A 20,633-nucleotide genomic window follows, 5' to 3' on the forward strand; every position below is an offset into this window, starting at 1 on the left:
TACCGCAGACAAACCGATGAGTGAGATTCACAGAAAGCCCTCGGCCGTTCGGCATCCCGCGACCACGCGAGATGCAGTCTCGCTGCCCCACGTTCGCTCCGGAAGACGAACGAAGTGAGTCTTCCGTGCTCCCACTCGTTTTCACTCGCATTTTGTATTATTCGTGGGTACCAATTGCGTAGAGCCGACCATCAGCGACCCCAACGTAGCACATCTCGTGTGCCAACGCGACTTCTGTGTCCATGATGTACGCTGCCATCCCGATATCGGGGACTGGGATATCAATCGTCCACACAGGGCAGTCACTCGTCTCGTAGGCAACAACCGAGTCATCCTGCGGAACGACCACACCACCGTCACCGACAGCGGGAGGTTGATTGTCCCCATTCTCGGCAGATCGCCAGCGAATCGATCCGTCTGCAATATCGATTGCAATGAGCCCTTCGTGATACGTATTCATGTACGCAGTATCGGCCGTGACTGCTGGCGAGGGGATAGCGTTGTCGTCGTCCTCGTCGCCGACGGCCGTCCGCCACAGAACGGTTCCATCGGCGGTATCGGCTGCAACGAGTTCCCCAGCGAGGCCCGGGACGTACAGACGCCCGTCGGCTACCGTGGGGGTGGCCTGAATGTCCGGACAACACTCAACTGGTGTGGCGATCTGTTTGCTCCACCGTCGCGCACCCGTACTCGCATTAAGTGCCGCGATACGGCCGTCCGATAAGCCGACATAGACACCGTCGTGGTCCGCACAGGTCGCCGTGTAGCACTCCCCATCGATAGATGTTCGCCACTGTTGGGTGCCATCGAGCGAATAGGCGTACACCGCGTTCTCCTCGTTGCGCGTCGCCACGTAACACGTTCCGTCCACAATTGCTGGCGAGCCAGTCACGTCCGGAAGCGTGTCGGCCCACTGGATCGCACCATTTCGCGTGAGAGCCGTCAGAGTTGCCTGGTCGTAATCGGGGCTTCGGGTTACAGCAAGCAGTCTGTCACCAGCCAATCCGAGTCCCACAGTTCGACCTGTGTCGAGATGTTTCTCGAGTTGCTGGTTGCCCGTTTTCGCATCGAACCCAGCAAGATAGGCATCAGGATTGTCAGCGTCTGTTGACGATTCAGTATAGCCGATATAGACACGATTCGGACCGACAATTGGTGGCGTCGTTCCGTGAGGGTCCGTGCCTGGACGGCGCAGCCACGCGACGCCAACATCGCCATGGGGGAGTGTCGACGAAGCAGAGCTGGTTCGTCCCCCGTCATGGCCTTCGACTGCCCAGCGACCATCTGAGACGTAGCTCGCTTTGTATGCGTCGTTGGTGAACGGCTTGGGAATGCCCTTCCCGTTCGAAAGGCCTGGGATAGTCGGAGCGATACATCCACTCACACTCACTATCCCACTCCCAATCGCCATCTGTTGGAGGAGGGAGCGACGCGTCAGTGGAGCCATGGTAGGTGTCGACACGGCCATGGCATACGTTTTCTGGTGGGATCAACCGCCGCCGGGCGGTACAGTATCACCTCGAAAGCCCCCGTGCGCTCGACGGCTGCGCCTCGCTGCTGTTCACTCTGTTGCGGTGCTTTCGTCGTCTCGCTCGACGAGCGCACGGCCCCTTTCAGTCCCACCCGATTCGGGTAGTCGAGATTTGGTGCTCACTGTGTGACTGGTGGTTCTCTCCGGCACGCCCCGCTCGCCGCGTGCCGCCTTCCGGTGAGCACAGCTCACCGACGTCCCACTCACTGCGTTCGCGGGACCTCCGCATCGCTCGCGACCGATCAGTCTATATGGGATAGTGGTACGCCAAGTATGTCCCCCTAGAACCAGCGGTAGTCTGAAGTACATGGACTTCGGACTAGTTACTATGACTCAAACACCCGATTCCGGTCGGATCCTCCCAGATGGAGGCATTGACACGCTCGACCCCCCAACCGACGCACTGAACGAGGAAACGCTTGCCCCGGAAGCACTCGCACAGAACGCACCCAGGTTAGAAACCGTCGTTGAACTCCTCAACCACCCAGCACTCACCCGAGTCTACGTGTATATCTGCTACTGGGGACCCGTATCGCCACCGGAGGTGATGGACGGGCTCGGGCTCTCCAAATCGACGACGTACGAATATGTCGACCGACTCGTGGCACTCGGTCTCGTCAAGCGTGATGACTCAACCCGTCCTCAGCAGTTGACTGTTGATCCGATTGTGCTCATCGAAAAGCATCTCCCGATCATCATTACGCCGACTGTGCTGCATGCCTTCGCACTACAGGAAGTCGACGAGGATGTCGAATATTTCGTCGAGCGGTATGGGATCGGCAAGCTCGTCGCGGCACTGCGCGGTGCTGGTCTCCACTTTGCAGGGAAAACAACACAGCGAATGGTTGGGAGTGATATCGATGTCCGTGAGACGGAAGCGATGCTCATCGTGTACGCTCTCGTGCCAGCCCTTGCTGTCGGCCGTGATCACGATCCCTACTTCGACTATCTGTTCCCAGATGTCCATGACGAGATGGATCTCCCCGATCTTGAGGACATGGAGACGACGCCGGTCGAACCGCCACTGGACGACGAGTGAGCAGGACAGATGGATCAAGATACGCCGCTGTCCCCAGAGACGGATGTCCTTGCTAACGCTTGTGCGTGTGTCGTGTACTACCATGGGGACGCGAGTATTACCGTCAAATCCCCGATCGAACCCAAGTCAGAGATTGAGCGATTCCTCGATGAAACAGGGATCCACACCAATAAGAGTGGATTCATCAAGCAGGAAGATGACTGTGTTTAGCACATATATGGGTTCCCAGGACAAGATATATGAGCTGTGGCGCCGAATAGATAGTCATGACCGAGGATGGGACACCGGCATCTAACGCAGGTGAACAGTGGCAGGCAAATCGAACGACGTTCCAACGGGTGTATGACGTCCTCGTCGGCACATCCGATCCAGTGTCGGCACAGCAATTCGCTGCGTGGGCCGATTGCTCTGAGAACGGTGCGCGGCAAGCACTCGAACAACTGACGGAGATGGGCATCGCTGAGCGAACCGACACGCGGCCAGCAACCTACCAGCGTAACCCCTCGTACTTCCGTTGGAAACGTGTGGAACAACTAGCTCGTGAACACAGTCCGAGCGATCTTCGTGCTCGGATCGACGATCTCATTGAGGACGATCAGGCCTACCAAGCAAAGTATGACGTTCCCGACCCAGACGCTGTGGCCACTTCTGACGATGCAGTTGAGGATCATGAATCGTTGCACGAGCGCTGGAATGACCTTACCGAGTGGCGAACGATTCGACGCGATATCATCGTCCTCAAACAGGCGGTTCAGCGAGCTGAGTCCACGACTGATGATCGAGTGCAGGCTTAATCGTGCCAGAGCGACCTGAAGGTCCGAGCGGGCCACTCGATATCCCAACACTCACCGTACTTGCACAGCGGGCAGCCACGCATCCACTGATCAGTGGCTGGGAGTTCCGTCCAGATTCACTCTCACCACGTGTTCTCGAACTGCAAGTGTATTCGGAGCAGTATCCACCGTCAGTTCAGGACGTTCGTTTGGATATTCGGTGGTTCGAGGATGGGGACTATTCGGTCCATTACCTCGAGAGATTCCCAACCGAGACGTGGCAATGTCGATGGGATCGCCATCCCAAACCGAACGCGCCGACAGAACACTTCCATCCACCACCGACTGCAGAAGATATCGTTGAGCCATCGCCACTCGATGCCGATCACCACCTGGGTGTTCTTTTTGCTGTCCTTGACTGGATTGGTGAGCGAGTACAAGAACATCACGAGACATAACCAATTGTTACGCCGCCTTGGGAGATCCGTCGTCAGTAATCAATCCGACTCTATTTCTGAGACTCTCGAAAGCCCCCACACGCTCGATGGCTGCATCTCGTTGCGCTCCTATCCGGTTGCGGTGCTTGGCTGGCGAGAGCAGAGCTCTCGCTGCTTCTCACTCGCTCACGGACGTTCACTCGTCAATCGCACGGCCCCTTTCAATCCTCACCTGGAGTGGATGCTCGAGATTTGGTGCTCATTGGGTAACAGGTGATTCGTGAACGGCACGCCCCGCTCGCCGCATGCCGCCTTCCGGTGAGCACAGCTCACCGACGTCCCACTCACTGCGTTCGCGGGACCTCCGCGTCGCTCGCGACCGACCATTCGTAGAGGGTTCGATGTAATCACCGAGTTGGTGACAGTTTTTCACAGCCGTGCTGAATACAGCGCCCAAGTCGGTCACGAGCGAGCGATTAAAAGTGGCACGATGGATTGCTCGATATAGAACGTGAGTCAATTACTGACCACTCATGCGCTCGCAGTCCGTTGAAACTGGACTCTCTGTTACAACGTACGAAAATAACAAATATATTATAATTAAAACGGCGGTAGATTATATGAAGCGTGACCTCAGCGAGAACGTGGTCGACTGGAGCAACAACTATCCCCACTGAAAGACCACTACGAGTCAAATGAGCAAAAACGAGTCCGACGCACGCGTCGAAACGGTCGTTGAATGGGTATTCGCGATTATCGGCATCGTCTTACTTGCGCGATTGGCGTATCTGCTGTTCAACGTCGTTTTCAACTTTTCAGAAACTCTGATTGATCAGCGGCTGGTAAAAGGAACCCCAGTCGAATTCTTGCTGAGTCTGAGTCCCCGAGCGGTTCTCATTCAGGTCGTCACCTTCGTGGTGATCGCAACCGTTCTCATTATCTCCAATCGGAAGAAGGAAGCGTAGTTCTCGCACACAAGTCCATCGATAGACTGAGTGACTGAACATAGCACGGACGGAGGAGGAGATGCCATTTACTGAGGGAGGCTTTTTGTGGTTCCCTTTCCATCGTCCGATATAACAATGCAGGCCGACAATACGAACAATCTCGCAGCTTTCAACCGGGCGAGGTTTCGCCGGTTTGTACCGGTGTTCGGTTTGCTCGTTCTCGCGCCGTGGGTCGGGGAGTATCTGCTCGGCAATATCCCGCTCAGTATTCTCATCGCCCTCCCGTTTCTGGTGCCCCTCTATGGCGGCGGTGCACTCTTGATTCGAGAGATATCGCGCCGAACGGGACGTGGTTGGCCCACGATAGTGCTTCTGGCCTTGGCGTACGGCGTCATCGAGGCGGGCCTAGTGGACCAGTCACTCTTCAATCAGAATTTTTCAAACGTACCAAGCGCAGGAGTCACGCCCATCCCCAGTCTCGGCATCAGCGCCTACAACGCGATGGCCTTTATCGTCGGACACGCAATTTGGAGTATCAGCCTCCCGATCGCAATTGTCGAGATGTTATCACCGAAGAGAAGGAAAACCCCATGGCTTGGCAACGTCGGCCTGGCCCTGACTGGCCTCTTGTATCTCTTTGGCTGTTGGATCATATTTCAGGACCTACAGGTCACCGAGGGATTCCTTGCATCACCTACGCAGATGCTCGGCGCTGGTATCGTGGCGCTCGCGCTCATCGTCACCGCCTTCGTGTTCGAGAAACGCCCGAAGGATGCCGACGGATGGGTGCCGAAGCCATGGGTCCTAGGTGTGGGTACGCTCGTGTGGATAAACGCGTTCTTCCTACGACCGGAGAGTTGGGCCGGAGTCCTCTTCGGTGCCGTACTACTCCTCGCGGGAGCACTCGTCCTTCTCCGTCTCTCACGGCGGCGAGAGTGGAACATCCATCACGAGTTCGCGTTAGTGGCGGGGACACTGCCGACCTATATCTTCGCTGGCTTTCTTCTGACGTTCCTCGTTCGACCACAGGATACACTCGCGTGGATTGGCAACGTACTTTTTGCATTGGTCGCCATTGGACTGTTGGTCGCTACCGGTTACAGGGTGCGTCAGGCGAAGTTACATCGAACGTAGAGACGCGTTAGGTTATCCAGTAATCGCGTCTCGGCTACGTGAACGTGGCAGTAAGGCTGGAACGCTGGAACCATTGAAGTTCCACGACCGATCAGCCGGAGAATTCTACCAGAAGTGAGAACCAATAGCACATCATAAGCTATCGCTGAACACACCCTCTATATTCAGCACGAGGTTCTTGTCATAATTTGAAGATTACCAACAGAACCCCTTACTCCAATCTCGCCGATAGAGAGTTGTTTTTCGCCAGTCAGGGGCGCAGGCGTCTCAACAGGCCTGTGACGCAACTTCAGTGACGCAAAATGAACCAGCGTATCCAAAGACGTGAGGTGAACCCGATCAATGTCGGTTGACCTCAACGAGATCGAGCAAGCAGAGGTCGACCTCGAAGAGTGGTTAGTCGAACAGGTAGCATCCGGTGTTCCCGAACTCGTCCTCGTCAATCTCCTCCGTGACTACGCGGACGACGTCGAGGACCTTGGCTACGTCCCACGAATGTGGGGCAACAGCAAGCAGTGATGTGAATCCCGTTCGACTCGCCGTTGTTTTTTGCGCCCGCGATGGGCGGAGGCGCGCGGAAGTGCAGACGTGCCTCGACAACCATGCCAGACGAACGAATCCGAACGGTCGTTGCGTCGCTCGTCGAGCCGACGACCCATAAAGAGCAGAAGCTTCAGAACCTGCAGTCGACCTATCGGGAAGCCCTCTGTGAAGCGTTCGACGCCAACGCAACGACGATGACGGCAGTCAACGATATTGTAACGCCCTACGACCTCCCGTACCAAGCGAAGGACGCGTTGAAACGCCATGTTCCAGGCCTCCTCAAGAGCGGGTCAGCAGAGCTCAGCGAGACCCAACCGATTCGGTTCACCAACCGAGCGGCGGTGTTCGATCATTCCATCGACCGGACGCACGCATTCTGCTGGGAAGTCCCCCAACCCGGCCGCGGCACCAACTTTTGGATTCCGCTCGCAATTAATCCAGACCAACGCGAGTGGTGGCTCCAGTTACTCGGCAGCGAGGCTACTGCCGGGCAGTTACAGCTGATCACCCGGCCACGACAGGCCCACTGGGAACTGCACGTTCCACTCAAACTCCCAACAACGACATCCGAGGTCGATTGCGAGACCTGCACGCCGGTCGGCTTCGACGTCGGCGAGGCGATTCTCTTGACCGGCTGTGCGCTCCTGGACGGGCGGCCAGTCGATCCGTTGCTCGTGGATGGTGGCAGAGCCCGCCACCTCAACCAGACGTTGCAGACGACACTCCAACGGCTGCAGGAACGCGATGCCGCAGAGTGGCGAATTGACGAGCAGGCGGCATACTTCCGGAACGCGCTTCGGGACGAGATCGAGACGGCGACGCGAAACGCTGTGGAGTATGCCGCAGGGTTCAATCAGCCAGTACTCGTCCTAGAGCAGTTGACGTCGATCCAAGACGACCTCGACTTCGGCCCACAGATGAATCGGCGACTCCATGCGTGGGCTTTCGACCAGTTGCAAACGCGACTCGCGGACAAGGCAGCCGACGCTGGGATTCCTGTTCGGTACGTCGACCCAGCCTACACATCCCAGATCTGCCATGCGTGCGGGGAGATTGGAACCCGTTCCAAGCAAACGGAGTTCCGCTGTACGAACGACGACTGCTGGGTGTCTGTTTTTCAGGCCGATATCAACGCGGCGGCCAACATCGCTGGTCGCCTCGATCCGTGGGGTGAGAGCTGTCCCTGGAAACCGGACAGCGATGACACGCTACGGAACGGCCGCACCCGTGACAGTACCACAGGACCTCGTGAAAAGAGCCCGTCACAGCGATGACGCTCACGAGTACAGTCCTGAAACCTCAGTATCGCCTCCTGTGTGAGGCACCGACTCGGTGAGGCTGTCACTCCGGGTGGTCTACCTACGGCCGTAAGTAGGCCCTTGGTTCAGCAAGATTTGGTCACGTGGAATGCAATGACTTGCGATGAGAGAGCCTGTCTTGAAAACTGAGAGGCGGTGACTCGTCGCGGGATGGGCACACTCGTGATAGTGCCACGATCCACTGGGAGCCAAGCGAGAAACCCTCGTGGTTGACGCTTCTGGCGTAGTTGGATCGAAACCCGTTCACATCCTCCTGTGGAGGATATCGTTCCGTCTCGGAACGTGGGATATCACTCCGGGTATGCGGGCACTCCTCGATCAGATGGAGTTCGGACGGCACGTACCGCTCGCCGCATTCCGCCCTCCGCGTCGCTCGCGACCGACCATTCCGGGCGGGCTTCCGCTCCAGTAGGTGCGGTTCCTGCCGGGCTAAAGTGCATGTGCCCTCGACGCCAGCGGGTATCCCCGTCGGTTGCGCCCCTCGCGGGCTTTCGCGTTCCAGGGCGACAGTCGCCCTGGACACGAACCCGCAGTTCGGGCCGGACACGAGCGGGCATATCCCGCTGGCTACTCGCGTCGGGCGGGTCGCCGCGCGGTGCTGGTCGTGTCCCTTCGATAGCGCGCTCGCTTCGCGCCCAGAGGACGCTCGCGAAGGCGCAAGCGAGCGCGCGTAGGTGACAGATGCGTTGTGCAGTGTAGAGATGTGACTCGTGTAGGAGTGAGTGTCGGAAAAGACGCGGTAGGAGACGCGCCTTCGGAATTGTAGGTAAATTCCAATGAGTAGTAAACACGCAATCGGTCAAATAGTTTCGGTTGATGAACAGGCGATTGAATGTGACGAGGGACAATCCGAGGTCGTTGCGGAAACACCCGAGCTGCGGCCGTCGGTTGAGCAGACGATCCAAGGGAAAGTCGATACAAATCATCCGGATGGGGTTGGGCGTGGACTGACGTTAGCGGCAGAAGAGCGATTGGTGGCACGAGAGATGGAAATCACACGAACGCGTGAGCGGTGGGATCGGACACAGGATTCGAAACGGGAAGTGCAGTGTCAGCGAGCATCGAAAGCAGTGAGTCGAGAGCGGCGTTGTGCGTTCCAGGAGCGAGCGGCAAGCGTGGATCCGTGGTGTGACCCAGAACGAGAAGATCCTCGTGAGGAGTTAGCTCAGGAGGAGTTGGCGGCAGTGAACAAGCAGGCGATGCGGTTAGCGGAAAAGCTTGATGGGTGGTCACGAGCAGCGATCAGTCGGCGGTTAGCTGAACGCGTCGTGGGTGGGACAGGTGTGATGAGTGCGGTTGTGGGTGTGTACGAAGAATTGCGGACGGCTCCCGGGCAGGTGATTCCGATCGCGGATGTGCAGGACGTGAATCGGAAGGAAGTAAGCATTGAGGGGCAAGTTACCCAGCTGTGGACTCCTGGGAGTCCAAAGATCCAACAGGTTGGACTGATCGAAGACGACAGTGGTCGTATCAAATTCACCGTGTGGCGAGCATCGCAGAAGACGATGGTTCGAGAGGGTGAGACGGTGCAGTTGCGGTCAGTCGCAAAGAACTGGTACGAGGGGCGGGTTTCGGTGGCGGTCACTGGTTGGTCGACCCTGCATTTCCCTGAGCGCGATCGGTGGTGGGACGTATAGCCAGCTAATGCGATCTTCTTTTTTTGCTACGTGCCGAACCGACCCAAGCCCCGCCGCCCCACCCTCCGCTCCGTGCTCGCTACGCTGCGCGCGCAGCCACGACCTAAGGACAGTACGCTGGTCTATTGGATTCGAATGATAGAGCAGAATGATGAGCGCTGCAGGATTTGAACCCGCGGCAACCTGGTCCGAAGCCAAGCCCTACAAATCAGAACTATTGATCCGTTTCCACCGTATCCAACGTTTGGTGTTTCTACCCTCGAAAAAGTGGAAGACAACAACTAACTGTTATGAGCCCGACTCTAATTCCTTAGCTTCGAGTTCACCAGCAAGGTATGCGATTCCCTGATCAGTGATTCCGTAGTAGCCCTTTTCTTCATCAACCTTCAGTAGAAGGCCATGGTCGGCGAGTGTTCGCATCCGGTTGCGGACATGAGAGTAGGAGAAGTCGATGTTATAGGCGACAGCTGCAGGGGGAAGGGCGATAGCATGTTCCTCGAAAAACTCGAGGATAGTATCGTCAGCGTTCGTCATCCATGAGACCCGCGGACGCATATCCGCGTTAATTCTGGTAGCACGTTTAGTCGCGTCGATAATAGAAAATAGCCATCTATAAAAGCTACTGTAGTAGCCTATATGAGCTACAATTTTATTAGGATAGAGTAACAAGGATACACCAAGAGCTCACTCGGAATACACTGCGTCTGAAAGGAACGTAGTGGATTCGTGCCGTGAACACGAATCCGAGTTGGCTCTCTACCGAGAGGCCATGTACGTATTCGAGAACATGGGACAAAAATGTCCCGTCCGAGAGCCGCAGCACCCGCCAACCATCATCCACCGGCAGACAAAGCCATGTTTTTCACACCCACGGAGGGGTGAGGTTCAATGACTAACGACTCCTCACAGACAGAGACGATTCTCAGTCTCGAACCAACCGATTGCATCCAGATCACCACCACGAACTGCACACTCACGGGGGTCGTCTATCAGTGCGACCACCGCGAACCAGAACTCACCTGTCGTGGCCCCGAACCGGGTGAGCACATTCTGTACGTTGTCACTGCCTGCAATGACCGCTATCGATTGCAGTACCGCTACTACGACGAGATCGAGCACACTGAGACTACCCTCGATCGCTATGGGCGAACACCAAATGGGCGGTACAGCTGGCTCCGTACTGGTGTGCGTATCCAGGACATCGCCACCCCAACGGGAGGTGAGCAGGAATGACGACCACCCAGCGTGCAATCGTCCCGCGGCCGTTGACCCCACGCGACACCAACGCACTCACCCACCAGCTCTCGGCAGGAGATCGTGTTCGCATCACGACGACCAAACAACCCCGAACGATGCTCACAGTGAGCGAGACGCATCCATCGACCAGCCACACACCACAGCTGGTCTTGACGGCGCCACCGAATACGACTGCACAGCACGCGACCTACCATTGTACGGCTTTCCAGTCCGACGCTCCCATGACTGTTATCGAGTATACCCACACTCACAGTGACACGACTGTCCGCTGTCTCGGGTCACTTACCACCATCGCTCATTTTCCTCGGCTCTCAACGTCAGCAGACGACACTATGACCAAAACGGAGGTGCGTGCCAATGAGTAACACCACTGTTTCCGGAGCATCCAGGAGTCTCGATGGCGACAACCCATCGGTCAGCGACCTCATTGATCATGTCCAGACGCTGACTGACCGCATCGACAACTTCGAAGCAGACGTGGCCAAGAAAGACGAACAGATCAAAGATCTCCATGCCGACCTCGAACAGAAAGATACCCGGATTGAGGAACTTGAAGAGCGAGTAGAAGATTTAGCCAACAAAGTAGACGACGCAAAAGCCCATCGGACGGCCATTACCCGCAAAGCAGAGACTTGCGACGAACGGATCGATGAACTCCAAGCCCGTGAGTTCGAGAAAGGTGCCCACTTACTCGCCAAGAACGTCGACGAAGACCGGATCATCGTTGCGGGGAACAGACTCGAACGCATCACCAAAGACGACGGCAACACCTACTTTCGACTCCCTGGTGAGGAAGACGCGCTCGGTCGTGGTGGTGCAGTCGCGCATTCGACAGCCGATCTCTTACCGATCCAGCGGCTGGCTCGCTATGATGACGAGATGCTGGCGTCGGTAACGAATCGCAAGCCCGACGAACTCGCGGGGAAGGTATGGCGCGAGCGCGATGAGGCCGGTCGCTATTCACTCTGGTCGACGGGCAGTGGAGAGATCCGAGCCTACCTTGATGCGTCAGAGCTGGCTGATTGGATTCGCCTGAAAGAGTCCGGTGTGAGCAAGAAATACTCGCAAGAACTTGCCCGGCGGACGATAGACGCGATGCATGAACTCTCGCACGGACGGCTCGGGAAAATCAAGCGTCAACGATCGAAGGACGGACTGAGCTACCAAGAGACTCGTCTCGTCCTCAAGGCCGATGTCGAGCTTCCCGGTGAAGTGAACAGCAAAACTACGGACGACGGTCCGACCACAGACGGGGTTGCCGGAGAGTAGCGTGGTCGGGACGAAAACACGCCCGAGAGGGACACAAATCTAACACAAACACCAACGCAAACGCGGTCATGGACGTCCCGAATTGACACAGTTCGGGACAGACGCCGTATGGCTACTTGTGAGTATGGTAGTTGTATCGGCGTCTATCGGCGTCTATCGGCTAGAAACTAGCGGGAGGGGGAGAGCTGATACCGGCCACCGCGTCTGTGGTCGGAGCGGGACACCGAAATCCCGTGATTGCTTGAGTGCTACGTCTGATTCGCAACAGTGGGGGAAGGTTTCTTAGGCTGGCACACAAATGGCTATGTAATGAGTATCTTAGCGAGCGACTTCACGGATCTGACGAAAACCACCGATGAAAAAGCGCGATTAGGTGACGCGCTTGCTGGCGAAGCAAGCGAGCTTGACGTGGATTCTGTTGCTGCGGTTCGGGAGCTACGGGAACGCGAATGAGGTATTTTGTCGATACGAATATTTTCATTGCGGCACTTACAGATGAACCGAACCGAGGAGATGTTGCAGTTGACTTCTTGAACCACGAGGCAGACTTCTACACTTCGCTGCTGAATGTGATGGAGTTGCGGAGTGTTCTTGGCAAAAAGAAGCAGCTCAAACAAGAGCGTGTGGCCGAATTGGAGCGACGGGTTACATCCCAGGTTGAAATTGTCGTTCCGGATGCATCCGATATACTTGCTGCAAATAAACGACATCAGGAAACTCTACTCTATCCGATGGACTGTCTTATTTTGGCGTGTGCCGAGAGCCAAGACACGACATTAGTCTCGTTCGACAAGGAGCTCATTGAAGCAGGAGCGCGCTCACCGGAAGAAATTATCGACGGTTCATAGATAACGTCATCGAACCGGTAAACATTGGCGTTTGCTTCGTTTTAACGCAAATAAAAGCACCAGCAAGTCGAGGACAAATATCTGAATGTTCTCGAGCACGCAAAGAACGTCGTCAAGACAAACGATGTGATGGTCGCACGATTGGGCTACCGTGAAGTCGCAACGCACTATGGCTGTGCGTACACAAACGACGGCTATCGTGTGATGGAAGAGATGTTCGAGCACGTTCCCGGTGTGACCGACAAGGAATCTCGAACGCTGTGTGTGGACGACGCCATGGGTGTTGGTGGCCATCACATCGAGATTAGGTTCGTGCATCCCGACTTAGCCGGATGGATGCGAGCCCATGAGGCGAACGCGGAATGAAACGGAGGACACTAATTATAGCGTTGTAATCACGGGGGGTTGCAGAACTCCCTCTTGGAACAAGCCACCATACGAGATTCACACCGCACTGCCGGTGAAACATGGTGGTACTAGTCGGTTGGGTACGGTGGAGTGCGTCTATTCTGCGACTCGAACAGGATGCTGCAAGCCACTGTTCGCTCTGGTCAAAGGAGAGCGGTGAAACTCGTACCGATCCCGATGTCACCAACCTCGCAGAGTGGATCCGGCTGAAAGAGGACGGTATGAGCAAGAAATACTCACAAGAACTCACTTCGCCAAAGTGCAGAGCTAATTGGGTATCCAGCTCACATCTTCTATGATATTATTCTAACTATTGGCCTGAAGATTAACAAGCTCCTCTCAGAGTGATCTATCTGTAGAGTACTCATGTTCCGAACAATCCTTACGGCACTCTTCATGCTCTGTGTCATCAGTACGGCAGTCACACCTGCTGTTGGGGCACCCAGTACTCAGGCATCCCTTCAGACAGAACAGCCGATGAGTTTGCAGGGGTGGCTTGATACTATTGCGGATCTGCTGCACCAGCTTGACCGTGTACTTGACAATCTGGCACAAGTCATGGAGCATTTCGGTGAGAGTGGCGAATCTGAAGCCGGCGATTAGCGTATCCTCGTTACATAACCTGAGTGCAGATTTTGAGGCGATTAAGTGATCGCACTCAGGAGTCCTACTCAACAGAATGGCTGCAACCCAAATTTAAGATACTCTCTCGATTCCGCTCGATTTTCGATTTACGACAGCCCAACGGCGACAGTATCCTCGTCATAACCAACCATCAGATGGTTTGCGAAGGCAACCGACTGTGTCTCGGATGTGGGCGGTGAAGAGTCTTGAACGGAGCTAGTAAACACGCAGTACTCAACTGCGCCGACTCTAGTTATGCAGAGAGTTCGAGAGACAATAAGAAAGCAGCAGGCAGCTCTCGGTTTGGCAAGCATACCTGAGAGGGATGAGAAAAGGCATGACGGGGCTTAGAGAGTATACTCACGCTAGCAGTGCTAAGGGAGACAGAACAAAACACCTAGACGAAGTATGGCAACTATGGCTGAGTCACTTATAGATCACGCCCACAAAATAAGGGATTCCGACTGTAAATGAAGGTCTTGCAGTTAGTGACAGGTGCAAACGATAGTTTTTACAGCCATCAGATTCGTGCCCTTGAGGCAAATGGGATCCAATGTACAACACTCACGCCACCAGGTAGCCATACGCATGAAAACACAGGAGAAAGCCGCTCAGTAGCAAATTATCTCCGATATTTGCCCCAAGTCCTCAGGGAATCGTCTGGATCATACGACCTCCTCCACGCCAACTATGGGTTGACAGCTCCGTTCGCACTTGCTCAATCACACCTTCCAGTCGTTCTTTCACTGTGGGGGTCGGATCTGTTCGGTTCCTATGGCTGGCTGAGTAAGCTCTGTGCACGCCGGTGTGACGCCGTCATCGTTATGTCCACCGCAATGGCAGACGAACTCGACCAAGATTGCTATGTTGTTCCGCATGGCGTTGATACCGAGCAGTTTCGGCCGATACCACAACCCGATGCTCAAGCGGCAGTTGGCTGGGATCCAACCCATTTGCACGTCTTTTTTCCCTACTCACCCTCGCATACAGTGAAAAATTATCCACGTGCCAAGCGAATCGTGGACGCTGCACGCGATCGTCTTAACAGACCGATCACCCTCCACACGATTTCTGGAGAACCTCACGCTCGGATGCCGTTGCACATGAATGCAGCGGATGTCCTCCTCGTCACCTCACGCTGGGAGGGGTCGCCAAATTCAGTGAAAGAAGCCCTTGCCTGCAATCTTCCGATCGTCGCGGTAGATGTTGGCGACATACGTGACCGTATAACTGGCGTATCACCCTCATACGTCGGTACGACGGATACTGAGCTTGTGAATGGGCTCGTCAATGTGTTGGCCACCCCTCGAGAATCGAACGGACGACACGCTGCTCACGCTGTGAGCCGTTCACAAATGGGCGACCGTCTCCAACAGGTCTACGAAACCGTACTCTCGACATCTCATGTCAGCTCGTCAGATGTCCATCAGGCCCAGCCGCCGCCATAAATCACCTAGACACCGGGTGGTTACCGGTTCGCGATGTATCGGGCAATGATTGCAATCGGAATAACAGGGGTTGCAGCAGCCGTCACTATCAGAACCACTAATACAATGAGTTACATGAATATCCCAGAATCATCCCAGACCGCGTTGGTGATGCTGTCGGTTCCCCGTGCAATGCGTTTGATTCGTCCAGCCATCTCAATCACTTCCCCCGTCTACTAGGTTTCTGATTGCCAGTATGATCTCGTACGTTTTTTGGCTCGTGTTCCAACAGGAAGTACAATCCATAACAAAACGACGTCGGTGAATTCCTTTTTTGTGATGTTGTAATCGGCATCTAGTGCGTCGTAGCTTCGCCACCGGTTCTATAGGATGAGTCTACAAACGAGAATGCAAATGATAGCTCCAAAATCAAACAACCTAGTCGCTGATAGTCACAGAATCACCAATTCGGGTTCCTGATTGGAAATAGACACTTCATTAGCTCGAACAGGGAGTTCCTTCGAAGCGGAACCAAGACCCTTCAGTCGGTGAATTCCCTCATCACTGAATAGAATACGAGTAACAAACGCAAGCAGCCGTACTACAACTACTGTTCAAACATTCTCTCGACAAGGAGTGATAATTCTACACCACCTGATATCGGCCGTATAGGTCTGCTAACCACAAACAGCAGCTAGATAACAATGCCGAAGAAGAGAGAGTAGACTGTAGAATGATGATTCTCGTAGCATTAGATCCGATCGCGGCCCATCAATGATAGTGACATGAAGGCATTCACTGAACGCATGAACGATTCAATGAATCGAACTGAACTATCACGCGATCAAGTGTTCGAGGTGTTGCAGAGCATGCGACGGCGATATGCAGTTCACTACCTACGACGAGAAAATTGCACTGTTGACTTTGCTGATATAACCGACCATGTCGCGGCATGGGAATACAATACATCGCCAACAGATCTCCTTAGCGAACAGCGAAAACGAGTCTATATTTCTCTGTACCAGACCCATATTCCGGCACTCGCCGATGCTGGAATCATCGACTACGACCCAGAATCCGGGAAAATACGGCCGACGAGCCGCATACGAGTGTTTGACGACTATCTGAATATGTTCACCAGACCAATGCTCCCATGGGATCGCTATTATCGTGGACTCGCACTGGGGAGTGTGCTCCTTATCACGGGAATCTGGATACATTTCTATCCAGTAGCCATTCTATCCTGGTTTGTAGCGATCCTCGGGATTCTAACGGCTTTCGGGATACTGTCGGCTACCCACTATTGGTATACACAGAACACAGTTCCGGACACACCGCCAGAGCTCCATTCTACCGATGATTAAAAGCGACCGCCTTGACATTCTCCCTCCTCTGAAGGGCAAGGTTTCCGTGTTGAAATGATAAATGAAGAGTCCCCTGCCAAAACATATTTTCAGCGCAAGTGGCTACCGTCACACATGAGCACGCTTGCTGATGCTACGACCGAGAAGTTGATTCGGGCGTGCCGTACACAAATCGGCGATGAGCTACGCAGTCTCACGTACTTTACTCCAGACGAGGCTGAACACCTCTATCTCCGCGACGAACTTGAACGCGGAGACAAACTTGGCTTCATTGAGACCGAGCGCAGAGGGTTCAATCTCCAGCGGACGTACAACTGGTCGGAACTCGGTGAATACAACTTCACACTCAGAGACTTCGACAATGGCTATCTCGTGCGTGTGATCACCGATCACGCCGGACTGTATCTCACGACTGATTCGTTGACGATGACGCAATTTGAGGAGGTGACGAGCGCCGTCAAACCCATCCTTGCCGAAGCCAACTAGACCATGCTATGCCAAGACCGACACCAGATACGGATGAGTGTCCCCTCTGTGGAAAACCGTACGACCAGCAAATCGCGAAAGTCCAGTTCTCGACGGGCAAGGTATCGAACGGGACTGAGTTAGTATAATATACTAACTACAGACACAAGATATCGGCGGTGAATCGTGTTAAACGTGCTTGTTAATTGATAGTGTGACCTGACCGCAGGGAATTTTTTCGCCCCTGAAAGGTGCGGGGCGTTCCACTACAAGCGTCCGACAAAGAGTGATTTCGATGATACGCAGCAACAGCTACGCGACCGGCTTCGATGAAGACGTACCGAGCGAACTAACCAACCAGTGTCCCAGATGTGGCGGCCTGGTCACTACCAACGTGATTGAAACAGTCTGTGAGAACTGTAGGCTCGTCATCGACGACCAACAGACCAATCACAGGCTGGAGTTCGCATGAAAGACCTCCTGATGCAGCTCACTAGTCGATCGCGCAGCACCATTATCGCTGAGTGCCGTCAGTGTGGAACCACGGTCGAGGTCGAAACGAACGAGTGTCCGGAATGCGATCACGATGGGATTGCGATTTACCGATTCGACTAACCGACCTAATTTCCTTTCTACCCTTGCTACGAGAAATCCCGTGCTGCAACGTCGAGAACGTGTTTTTGTTGCCCCCGAGAGGTACGGGGCACACTGTGTGCTCGTGGAGATGGCATGTCCAGTGAAACCACTCAGAAGATTATGAGAGGGGGCGACTAGTGGTGATGGGATCTCTTCCACTGGAATGAAAACACGCTTAACTACGGTATTCATCGGTCACATCTTCGAGGTGTACTACCCCTTCCGGAACGCGGTAGGCCGCGACGACGGTTCGATCTGCGTCCGGCGAGTTCACGGTCTTGTCGACAGCGTAGCCGACGTACGTACAGTCATCGCGAGTGAATTCGACGATAGAGTAGCCCCAGTTGTGGCTGTCGAAGAATTCGATATGTGGATTCATTGCTGGAATAAGCCACGAAAGCAACGGTTCGGTGATCTTGTTTCGCCATCCGCGGGTCAGGTGAAGCGCCTCGGCAACATTGAGCGAGGTAAGGGCGGGAGTCATGAACTCGATGCCACAGCGTTCGCCTTGGGCGACGCCCTCGCCACCCGTGATGCGACCAGGATAGGAGGTCTGCTGATACGCAGCGACATAACAATGGAGATCGCCGGTGAGCGTGATGAAATTGTCCACGTCCGCAGCGGCAACCCTTTCCATGATACGCATACGTTCGCGGGTGTATCCGTCCCACCCACCTTGAACCGGGTAGATCGAGAGCGGTCCAGACCCGAACCGGAATGGGACGGTTAGCACCTCGTCAGCCCACACCGTCCACGTCGTCTCAGATCCGGTAATTGTGTCGACAAGCCACTCGCGCTGCTCGGTGCCGAGCATGGTTCTTCCCGGGGGTTCGCGGTGTGGGCCGACATTATCGACCGTAGGGATGGCCTCGCGCGGAGGATCCCGAAAGAGCCGCTCGTCGGTCAAGATTAGCGTCATGAGATCTCCAAACTTGAATGACCGCCAGAGTTGAAACCGTTCTTGAAGGTTCTCGCCGTTTGGGTCGTACTTAACGCGGGCAGGCATGAACTCCCACCACGCGTGCATCGCGTCGGCGATGAGCTTGGTCATGAACGCCGGATCGTCACCACGTGGATGATCACCGGCAGGTGCATCAGTCTCCTTGTCCCAGTAGAGATCGTTGATCATCTCATGGTCGTCCCAACCGGCGATAAGCGTGTGTGACTCCAATGCCTCCTGCAGGAACTGGTCGTTGCGATATGTTCGGTACAAATATCGATAGTCCTCGAGATTCCAGACACGGTCATTGCCACTCGGCAGCGACTTCTCGCGATTGGGATAGTCGTGGGATCCAAGGCCTTTGAAATCGCCCGAACCAGACTCGTAGATAAAATCGCCGACGTGAATGAGAAAGTCCACGTCCTCCGAGGCAATATGGTGGTATGCGGGAAAGTAGCCGTTGAGGAAGTTCTGACAGGCAAGTACTGCAACCCGTACTGACTCTGGCGAGTCGTCGGAATGTGGCAGCGTCCGACACCGGCCGATTCGGGAGGCGACGTCACGGTAGATGAATCGGTAATAGTACTCGCGATCCGGATCGAGATACCCGTTGAGATCCACCTTCACCGTGTAATCGTGGGCTCGAATCCCCACTGAATCTGTAATCAGCCCGCTGTAGACGACGTCCTCCATACTCTCGTCGTGTGCAACCTGCACGGCGAGCGGTTCCCTGGCAGTAAACACATCGGGGGCGATACGTGTCCATAATATTACGCCTGTCGGGGTCGGTCCACCGCTCGCCACGGACTGTGGGAACGTTTCAGTCGGATCAGCTTGGGAGTCAAACTCGAATTCGGCCCCGTTACCGGCGTCAGTAGGGTTGGTTGCCACTGCTAGATCGTGTGAGTCAAGTTCGGAGAGTAGTTTTGAATGGTCATCTTCCCCACGGGACGGCTTATCCCGTCCATTCAGACCGAATCCGTCAGGCATGGCTTCCGTTTTGTAACCGAGTGATTTCGCCGTTGCGGTTATTGCCCCTTTCAATCACTTTCGGTGACATTCTCCCCAAACCGAGGTTGCATGACTCAAGCATCGTAAATCATTGGCTAGCATGATGATTCTATGGCTGAGATCAAATGTGGACGTGAGTGTGCTCCAATTTTCCGGTACGCATGAGCAGCGATACCGCAGGGAGTTTTTCGCTCCTCAAAGGGTAGGATCGTTCCAGAAAGAGCGCCTCGATAAGTAGTGGTATGATACCCAGCGACAGCTATGCAACGAGCTTCGATGAAGACGTACCGAGCGAACTAACTACCCGGTGTCCGGAATGCGACCACAACGGAATCGCTACCTACCGATCCATTGACCAACCTGTTTTCTTGGCAATCCTTGCTACGAGAGATTTCATTCTGAAGCGTTAGGAGAGTATTTTGTGCCCCTGAGGGGTGCGGGGCACACTGCATGCCTCGTGTAGCGAGTATGCCCAATACCAACGTCCTATCCCAGCTGACGTTCACGAACCGAGTTGCAAAGCGCGCTCAGTACGAAGCCCTCGAATTTTCACTCACAACGAGGGGTGTCCTCGTTCGGAATACGAGTCACGCAAAACCAGCCGATCATGAATATCTCGTCACTGTTCACAATGGAATACCGATTGCCTGTGAGTGTCCTGCGGACGACCGCTATGATGGGGCATGCAAACATCGGGTTGGCGTTGCGATTCGAACGCCACTCCTGCAGGCAGCAACAGACCATTCCCTCGTCGCAGACGGTGGGACACAGATCGAGAAGGAAGCTGAAACTCATGAAAACGATAGCGACACAGACCAACCAGCTGACTGTGACTGTGATGGGCTTGGTGGCTTTCCGTGTTGGCCTTGTGTACGATCCGGGCGTCGAGATCTCCCGGCAGAGTAGGACGAATCACGTGTGAATCTGCGCTTCTTGCAGGAGGATTTTATTGGCGCCGGCGATGGGTGCCGGCGCATAGATGAAGTGTTGTGTGATAGAGTTGTGTCGAATCAATGCGTCGGCG

General features: G+C 54.9%; 19 protein-coding genes. 15 read left to right on the forward strand and 4 right to left on the reverse strand.

Annotated elements, in window-relative coordinates; all coding sequences use genetic code 11:
* Nucleotides 1-157 precede the first annotated feature (157 nt).
* Nucleotides 158-1,468, reverse strand: a complete 1,311-nt coding sequence (locus LJF34_RS16215; RefSeq protein ID WP_342765878.1) for a PQQ-binding-like beta-propeller repeat protein — start codon at nucleotides 1,466-1,468, stop codon at nucleotides 158-160.
* A gap of 391 nt (nucleotides 1,469-1,859) precedes the next feature.
* Here LJF34_RS16215 and LJF34_RS16220 point away from each other — a divergent pair, with 391 nt between their 5' ends.
* From LJF34_RS16220 to LJF34_RS16245, 6 genes are all read left to right on the forward strand, one after another.
* Entirely contained in the window at nucleotides 1,860-2,570 is a 711-nt protein-coding gene (locus LJF34_RS16220; protein WP_231186348.1) for a helix-turn-helix domain-containing protein, read from the forward strand.
* A 266-nt stretch (nucleotides 2,571-2,836) separates the two neighbouring features.
* Entirely contained in the window at nucleotides 2,837-3,364 is a 528-nt protein-coding gene (locus LJF34_RS16225; RefSeq protein WP_231186349.1) for a hypothetical protein, read from the forward strand.
* Nucleotides 3,365-4,475: 1,111 nt separating this feature from the next.
* Nucleotides 4,476-4,745, forward strand: a complete 270-nt coding sequence (locus LJF34_RS16230) for a hypothetical protein (protein WP_231186350.1) — start codon at nucleotides 4,476-4,478, stop codon at nucleotides 4,743-4,745.
* A gap of 117 nt (nucleotides 4,746-4,862) precedes the next feature.
* On the forward strand, nucleotides 4,863-5,861 hold the full coding sequence (locus LJF34_RS16235) for a hypothetical protein (protein WP_231186351.1): 999 nt from the start codon (nucleotides 4,863-4,865) through the stop codon (nucleotides 5,859-5,861).
* 342 nt (nucleotides 5,862-6,203) lie between these two features.
* Complete coding sequence (locus LJF34_RS16240) at nucleotides 6,204-6,380, forward strand: hypothetical protein (RefSeq protein ID WP_231186352.1); 177 nt, start codon at nucleotides 6,204-6,206, stop codon at nucleotides 6,378-6,380.
* Nucleotides 6,381-6,463: 83 nt separating this feature from the next.
* Nucleotides 6,464-7,678: a transposase gene (locus LJF34_RS16245; protein ID WP_231186353.1), complete on the forward strand. Its 1,215-nt coding sequence runs from the start codon at nucleotides 6,464-6,466 to the stop codon at nucleotides 7,676-7,678.
* Nucleotides 7,679-8,013: 335 nt separating this feature from the next.
* On the opposite strand, the gene LJF34_RS16250 is transcribed toward LJF34_RS16245, so the two are convergent.
* A complete protein-coding gene (locus LJF34_RS16250) occupies nucleotides 8,014-8,163 on the reverse strand; it encodes a hypothetical protein (RefSeq protein WP_231186354.1) in 150 nt (49 codons plus the stop codon).
* Nucleotides 8,164-8,499: 336 nt separating this feature from the next.
* Here LJF34_RS16250 and LJF34_RS16255 point away from each other — a divergent pair, with 336 nt between their 5' ends.
* On the forward strand, nucleotides 8,500-9,360 hold the full coding sequence (locus tag LJF34_RS16255; RefSeq protein ID WP_231186355.1) for a DNA-binding protein: 861 nt from the start codon (nucleotides 8,500-8,502) through the stop codon (nucleotides 9,358-9,360).
* 288 nt (nucleotides 9,361-9,648) lie between these two features.
* Here the strand turns inward: LJF34_RS16255 and LJF34_RS16260 are convergent, their stop codons facing one another.
* Complete coding sequence (locus LJF34_RS16260; protein ID WP_231186356.1) at nucleotides 9,649-9,894, reverse strand: MarR family transcriptional regulator; 246 nt, start codon at nucleotides 9,892-9,894, stop codon at nucleotides 9,649-9,651.
* 354 nt (nucleotides 9,895-10,248) lie between these two features.
* Here LJF34_RS16260 and LJF34_RS16265 point away from each other — a divergent pair, with 354 nt between their 5' ends.
* The 7 genes from LJF34_RS16265 to LJF34_RS16295 all read left to right on the forward strand — a co-directional run bounded on the left by LJF34_RS16265 (nucleotide 10,249) and on the right by LJF34_RS16295 (nucleotide 17,043).
* Complete coding sequence (locus tag LJF34_RS16265) at nucleotides 10,249-10,593, forward strand: hypothetical protein (RefSeq protein WP_231186357.1); 345 nt, start codon at nucleotides 10,249-10,251, stop codon at nucleotides 10,591-10,593.
* A 381-nt stretch (nucleotides 10,594-10,974) separates the two neighbouring features.
* Nucleotides 10,975-11,886, forward strand: coding sequence for a hypothetical protein (locus LJF34_RS16270; protein WP_231186358.1), 912 nt, complete (start codon nucleotides 10,975-10,977; stop codon nucleotides 11,884-11,886).
* 309 nt (nucleotides 11,887-12,195) lie between these two features.
* A complete protein-coding gene (locus LJF34_RS16275) occupies nucleotides 12,196-12,339 on the forward strand; it encodes a hypothetical protein (protein ID WP_231186359.1) in 144 nt (47 codons plus the stop codon).
* Nucleotides 12,336-12,734, forward strand: coding sequence for a PIN domain-containing protein (locus LJF34_RS16280; RefSeq protein WP_231186360.1), 399 nt, complete (start codon nucleotides 12,336-12,338; stop codon nucleotides 12,732-12,734). The genes LJF34_RS16275 and LJF34_RS16280 overlap by 4 nt, the downstream gene beginning before the upstream one ends.
* Before the next feature lie 129 nt (nucleotides 12,735-12,863).
* Nucleotides 12,864-13,100: a hypothetical protein gene (locus tag LJF34_RS16285; RefSeq protein ID WP_231186361.1), complete on the forward strand. Its 237-nt coding sequence runs from the start codon at nucleotides 12,864-12,866 to the stop codon at nucleotides 13,098-13,100.
* A 1,136-nt stretch (nucleotides 13,101-14,236) separates the two neighbouring features.
* Nucleotides 14,237-15,214 (forward strand): glycosyltransferase, encoded by a 978-nt coding sequence (locus tag LJF34_RS16290; protein ID WP_231186362.1) that lies wholly within the window; start codon nucleotides 14,237-14,239, stop codon nucleotides 15,212-15,214.
* A gap of 1,457 nt (nucleotides 15,215-16,671) precedes the next feature.
* A complete protein-coding gene (locus LJF34_RS16295; protein WP_231186363.1) occupies nucleotides 16,672-17,043 on the forward strand; it encodes a hypothetical protein in 372 nt (123 codons plus the stop codon).
* 790 nt (nucleotides 17,044-17,833) lie between these two features.
* Here the strand turns inward: LJF34_RS16295 and LJF34_RS16300 are convergent.
* A complete protein-coding gene (locus LJF34_RS16300) occupies nucleotides 17,834-19,588 on the reverse strand; it encodes an alkaline phosphatase D family protein (RefSeq protein ID WP_231186364.1) in 1,755 nt (584 codons plus the stop codon).
* A 489-nt stretch (nucleotides 19,589-20,077) separates the two neighbouring features.
* On the opposite strand from LJF34_RS16300, the gene LJF34_RS16305 reads away from it, so the two are divergent.
* Nucleotides 20,078-20,515, forward strand: coding sequence for an SWIM zinc finger family protein (locus LJF34_RS16305; protein WP_231186365.1), 438 nt, complete (start codon nucleotides 20,078-20,080; stop codon nucleotides 20,513-20,515).
* The last annotated feature ends 118 nt before the right edge of the window (nucleotides 20,516-20,633 follow it).

The sequence above is a fragment of the Haladaptatus sp. DYF46 genome, assembly GCF_021083305.1.
Lineage (GTDB): Archaea > Halobacteriota > Halobacteria > Halobacteriales > Haladaptataceae > Haladaptatus.

Bases quoted from the DNA above. Each gene is read 5' to 3' on its own strand.
- LJF34_RS16235 (WP_231186351.1), top strand. From the start codon at position 4,863: ATGCAGGCCGACAATACGAACAATCTCGCAGCTTTCAACCGGGCGAGG.
- LJF34_RS16270 (WP_231186358.1), top strand. From the start codon at position 10,975: ATGAGTAACACCACTGTTTCCGGAGCATCCAGGAGTCTCGATGGCGAC.
- LJF34_RS16225 (WP_231186349.1), top strand. From the start codon at position 2,837: ATGACCGAGGATGGGACACCGGCATCTAACGCAGGTGAACAGTGGCAG.
- LJF34_RS16255 (WP_231186355.1), top strand. From the start codon at position 8,500: ATGAGTAGTAAACACGCAATCGGTCAAATAGTTTCGGTTGATGAACAG.
- LJF34_RS16260 (WP_231186356.1), bottom strand. From the start codon at position 9,894: ATGACGAACGCTGACGATACTATCCTCGAGTTTTTCGAGGAACATGCT.
- LJF34_RS16290 (WP_231186362.1), top strand. From the start codon at position 14,237: ATGAAGGTCTTGCAGTTAGTGACAGGTGCAAACGATAGTTTTTACAGC.
- LJF34_RS16245 (WP_231186353.1), top strand. From the start codon at position 6,464: ATGCCAGACGAACGAATCCGAACGGTCGTTGCGTCGCTCGTCGAGCCG.
- LJF34_RS16305 (WP_231186365.1), top strand. From the start codon at position 20,078: ATGCCCAATACCAACGTCCTATCCCAGCTGACGTTCACGAACCGAGTT.
- LJF34_RS16295 (WP_231186363.1), top strand. From the start codon at position 16,672: ATGAGCACGCTTGCTGATGCTACGACCGAGAAGTTGATTCGGGCGTGC.
- LJF34_RS16300 (WP_231186364.1), bottom strand. From the start codon at position 19,588: ATGCCTGACGGATTCGGTCTGAATGGACGGGATAAGCCGTCCCGTGGG.
- LJF34_RS16265 (WP_231186357.1), top strand. From the start codon at position 10,249: ATGACTAACGACTCCTCACAGACAGAGACGATTCTCAGTCTCGAACCA.
- LJF34_RS16240 (WP_231186352.1), top strand. From the start codon at position 6,204: ATGTCGGTTGACCTCAACGAGATCGAGCAAGCAGAGGTCGACCTCGAA.
- LJF34_RS16250 (WP_231186354.1), bottom strand. From the start codon at position 8,163: ATGCACTTTAGCCCGGCAGGAACCGCACCTACTGGAGCGGAAGCCCGC.
- LJF34_RS16280 (WP_231186360.1), top strand. From the start codon at position 12,336: ATGAGGTATTTTGTCGATACGAATATTTTCATTGCGGCACTTACAGAT.
- LJF34_RS16220 (WP_231186348.1), top strand. From the start codon at position 1,860: ATGACTCAAACACCCGATTCCGGTCGGATCCTCCCAGATGGAGGCATT.
- LJF34_RS16215 (WP_342765878.1), bottom strand. From the start codon at position 1,468: ATGGCCGTGTCGACACCTACCATGGCTCCACTGACGCGTCGCTCCCTC.
- LJF34_RS16230 (WP_231186350.1), top strand. From the start codon at position 4,476: ATGAGCAAAAACGAGTCCGACGCACGCGTCGAAACGGTCGTTGAATGG.
- LJF34_RS16285 (WP_231186361.1), top strand. From the start codon at position 12,864: ATGGTCGCACGATTGGGCTACCGTGAAGTCGCAACGCACTATGGCTGT.
- LJF34_RS16275 (WP_231186359.1), top strand. From the start codon at position 12,196: ATGAGTATCTTAGCGAGCGACTTCACGGATCTGACGAAAACCACCGAT.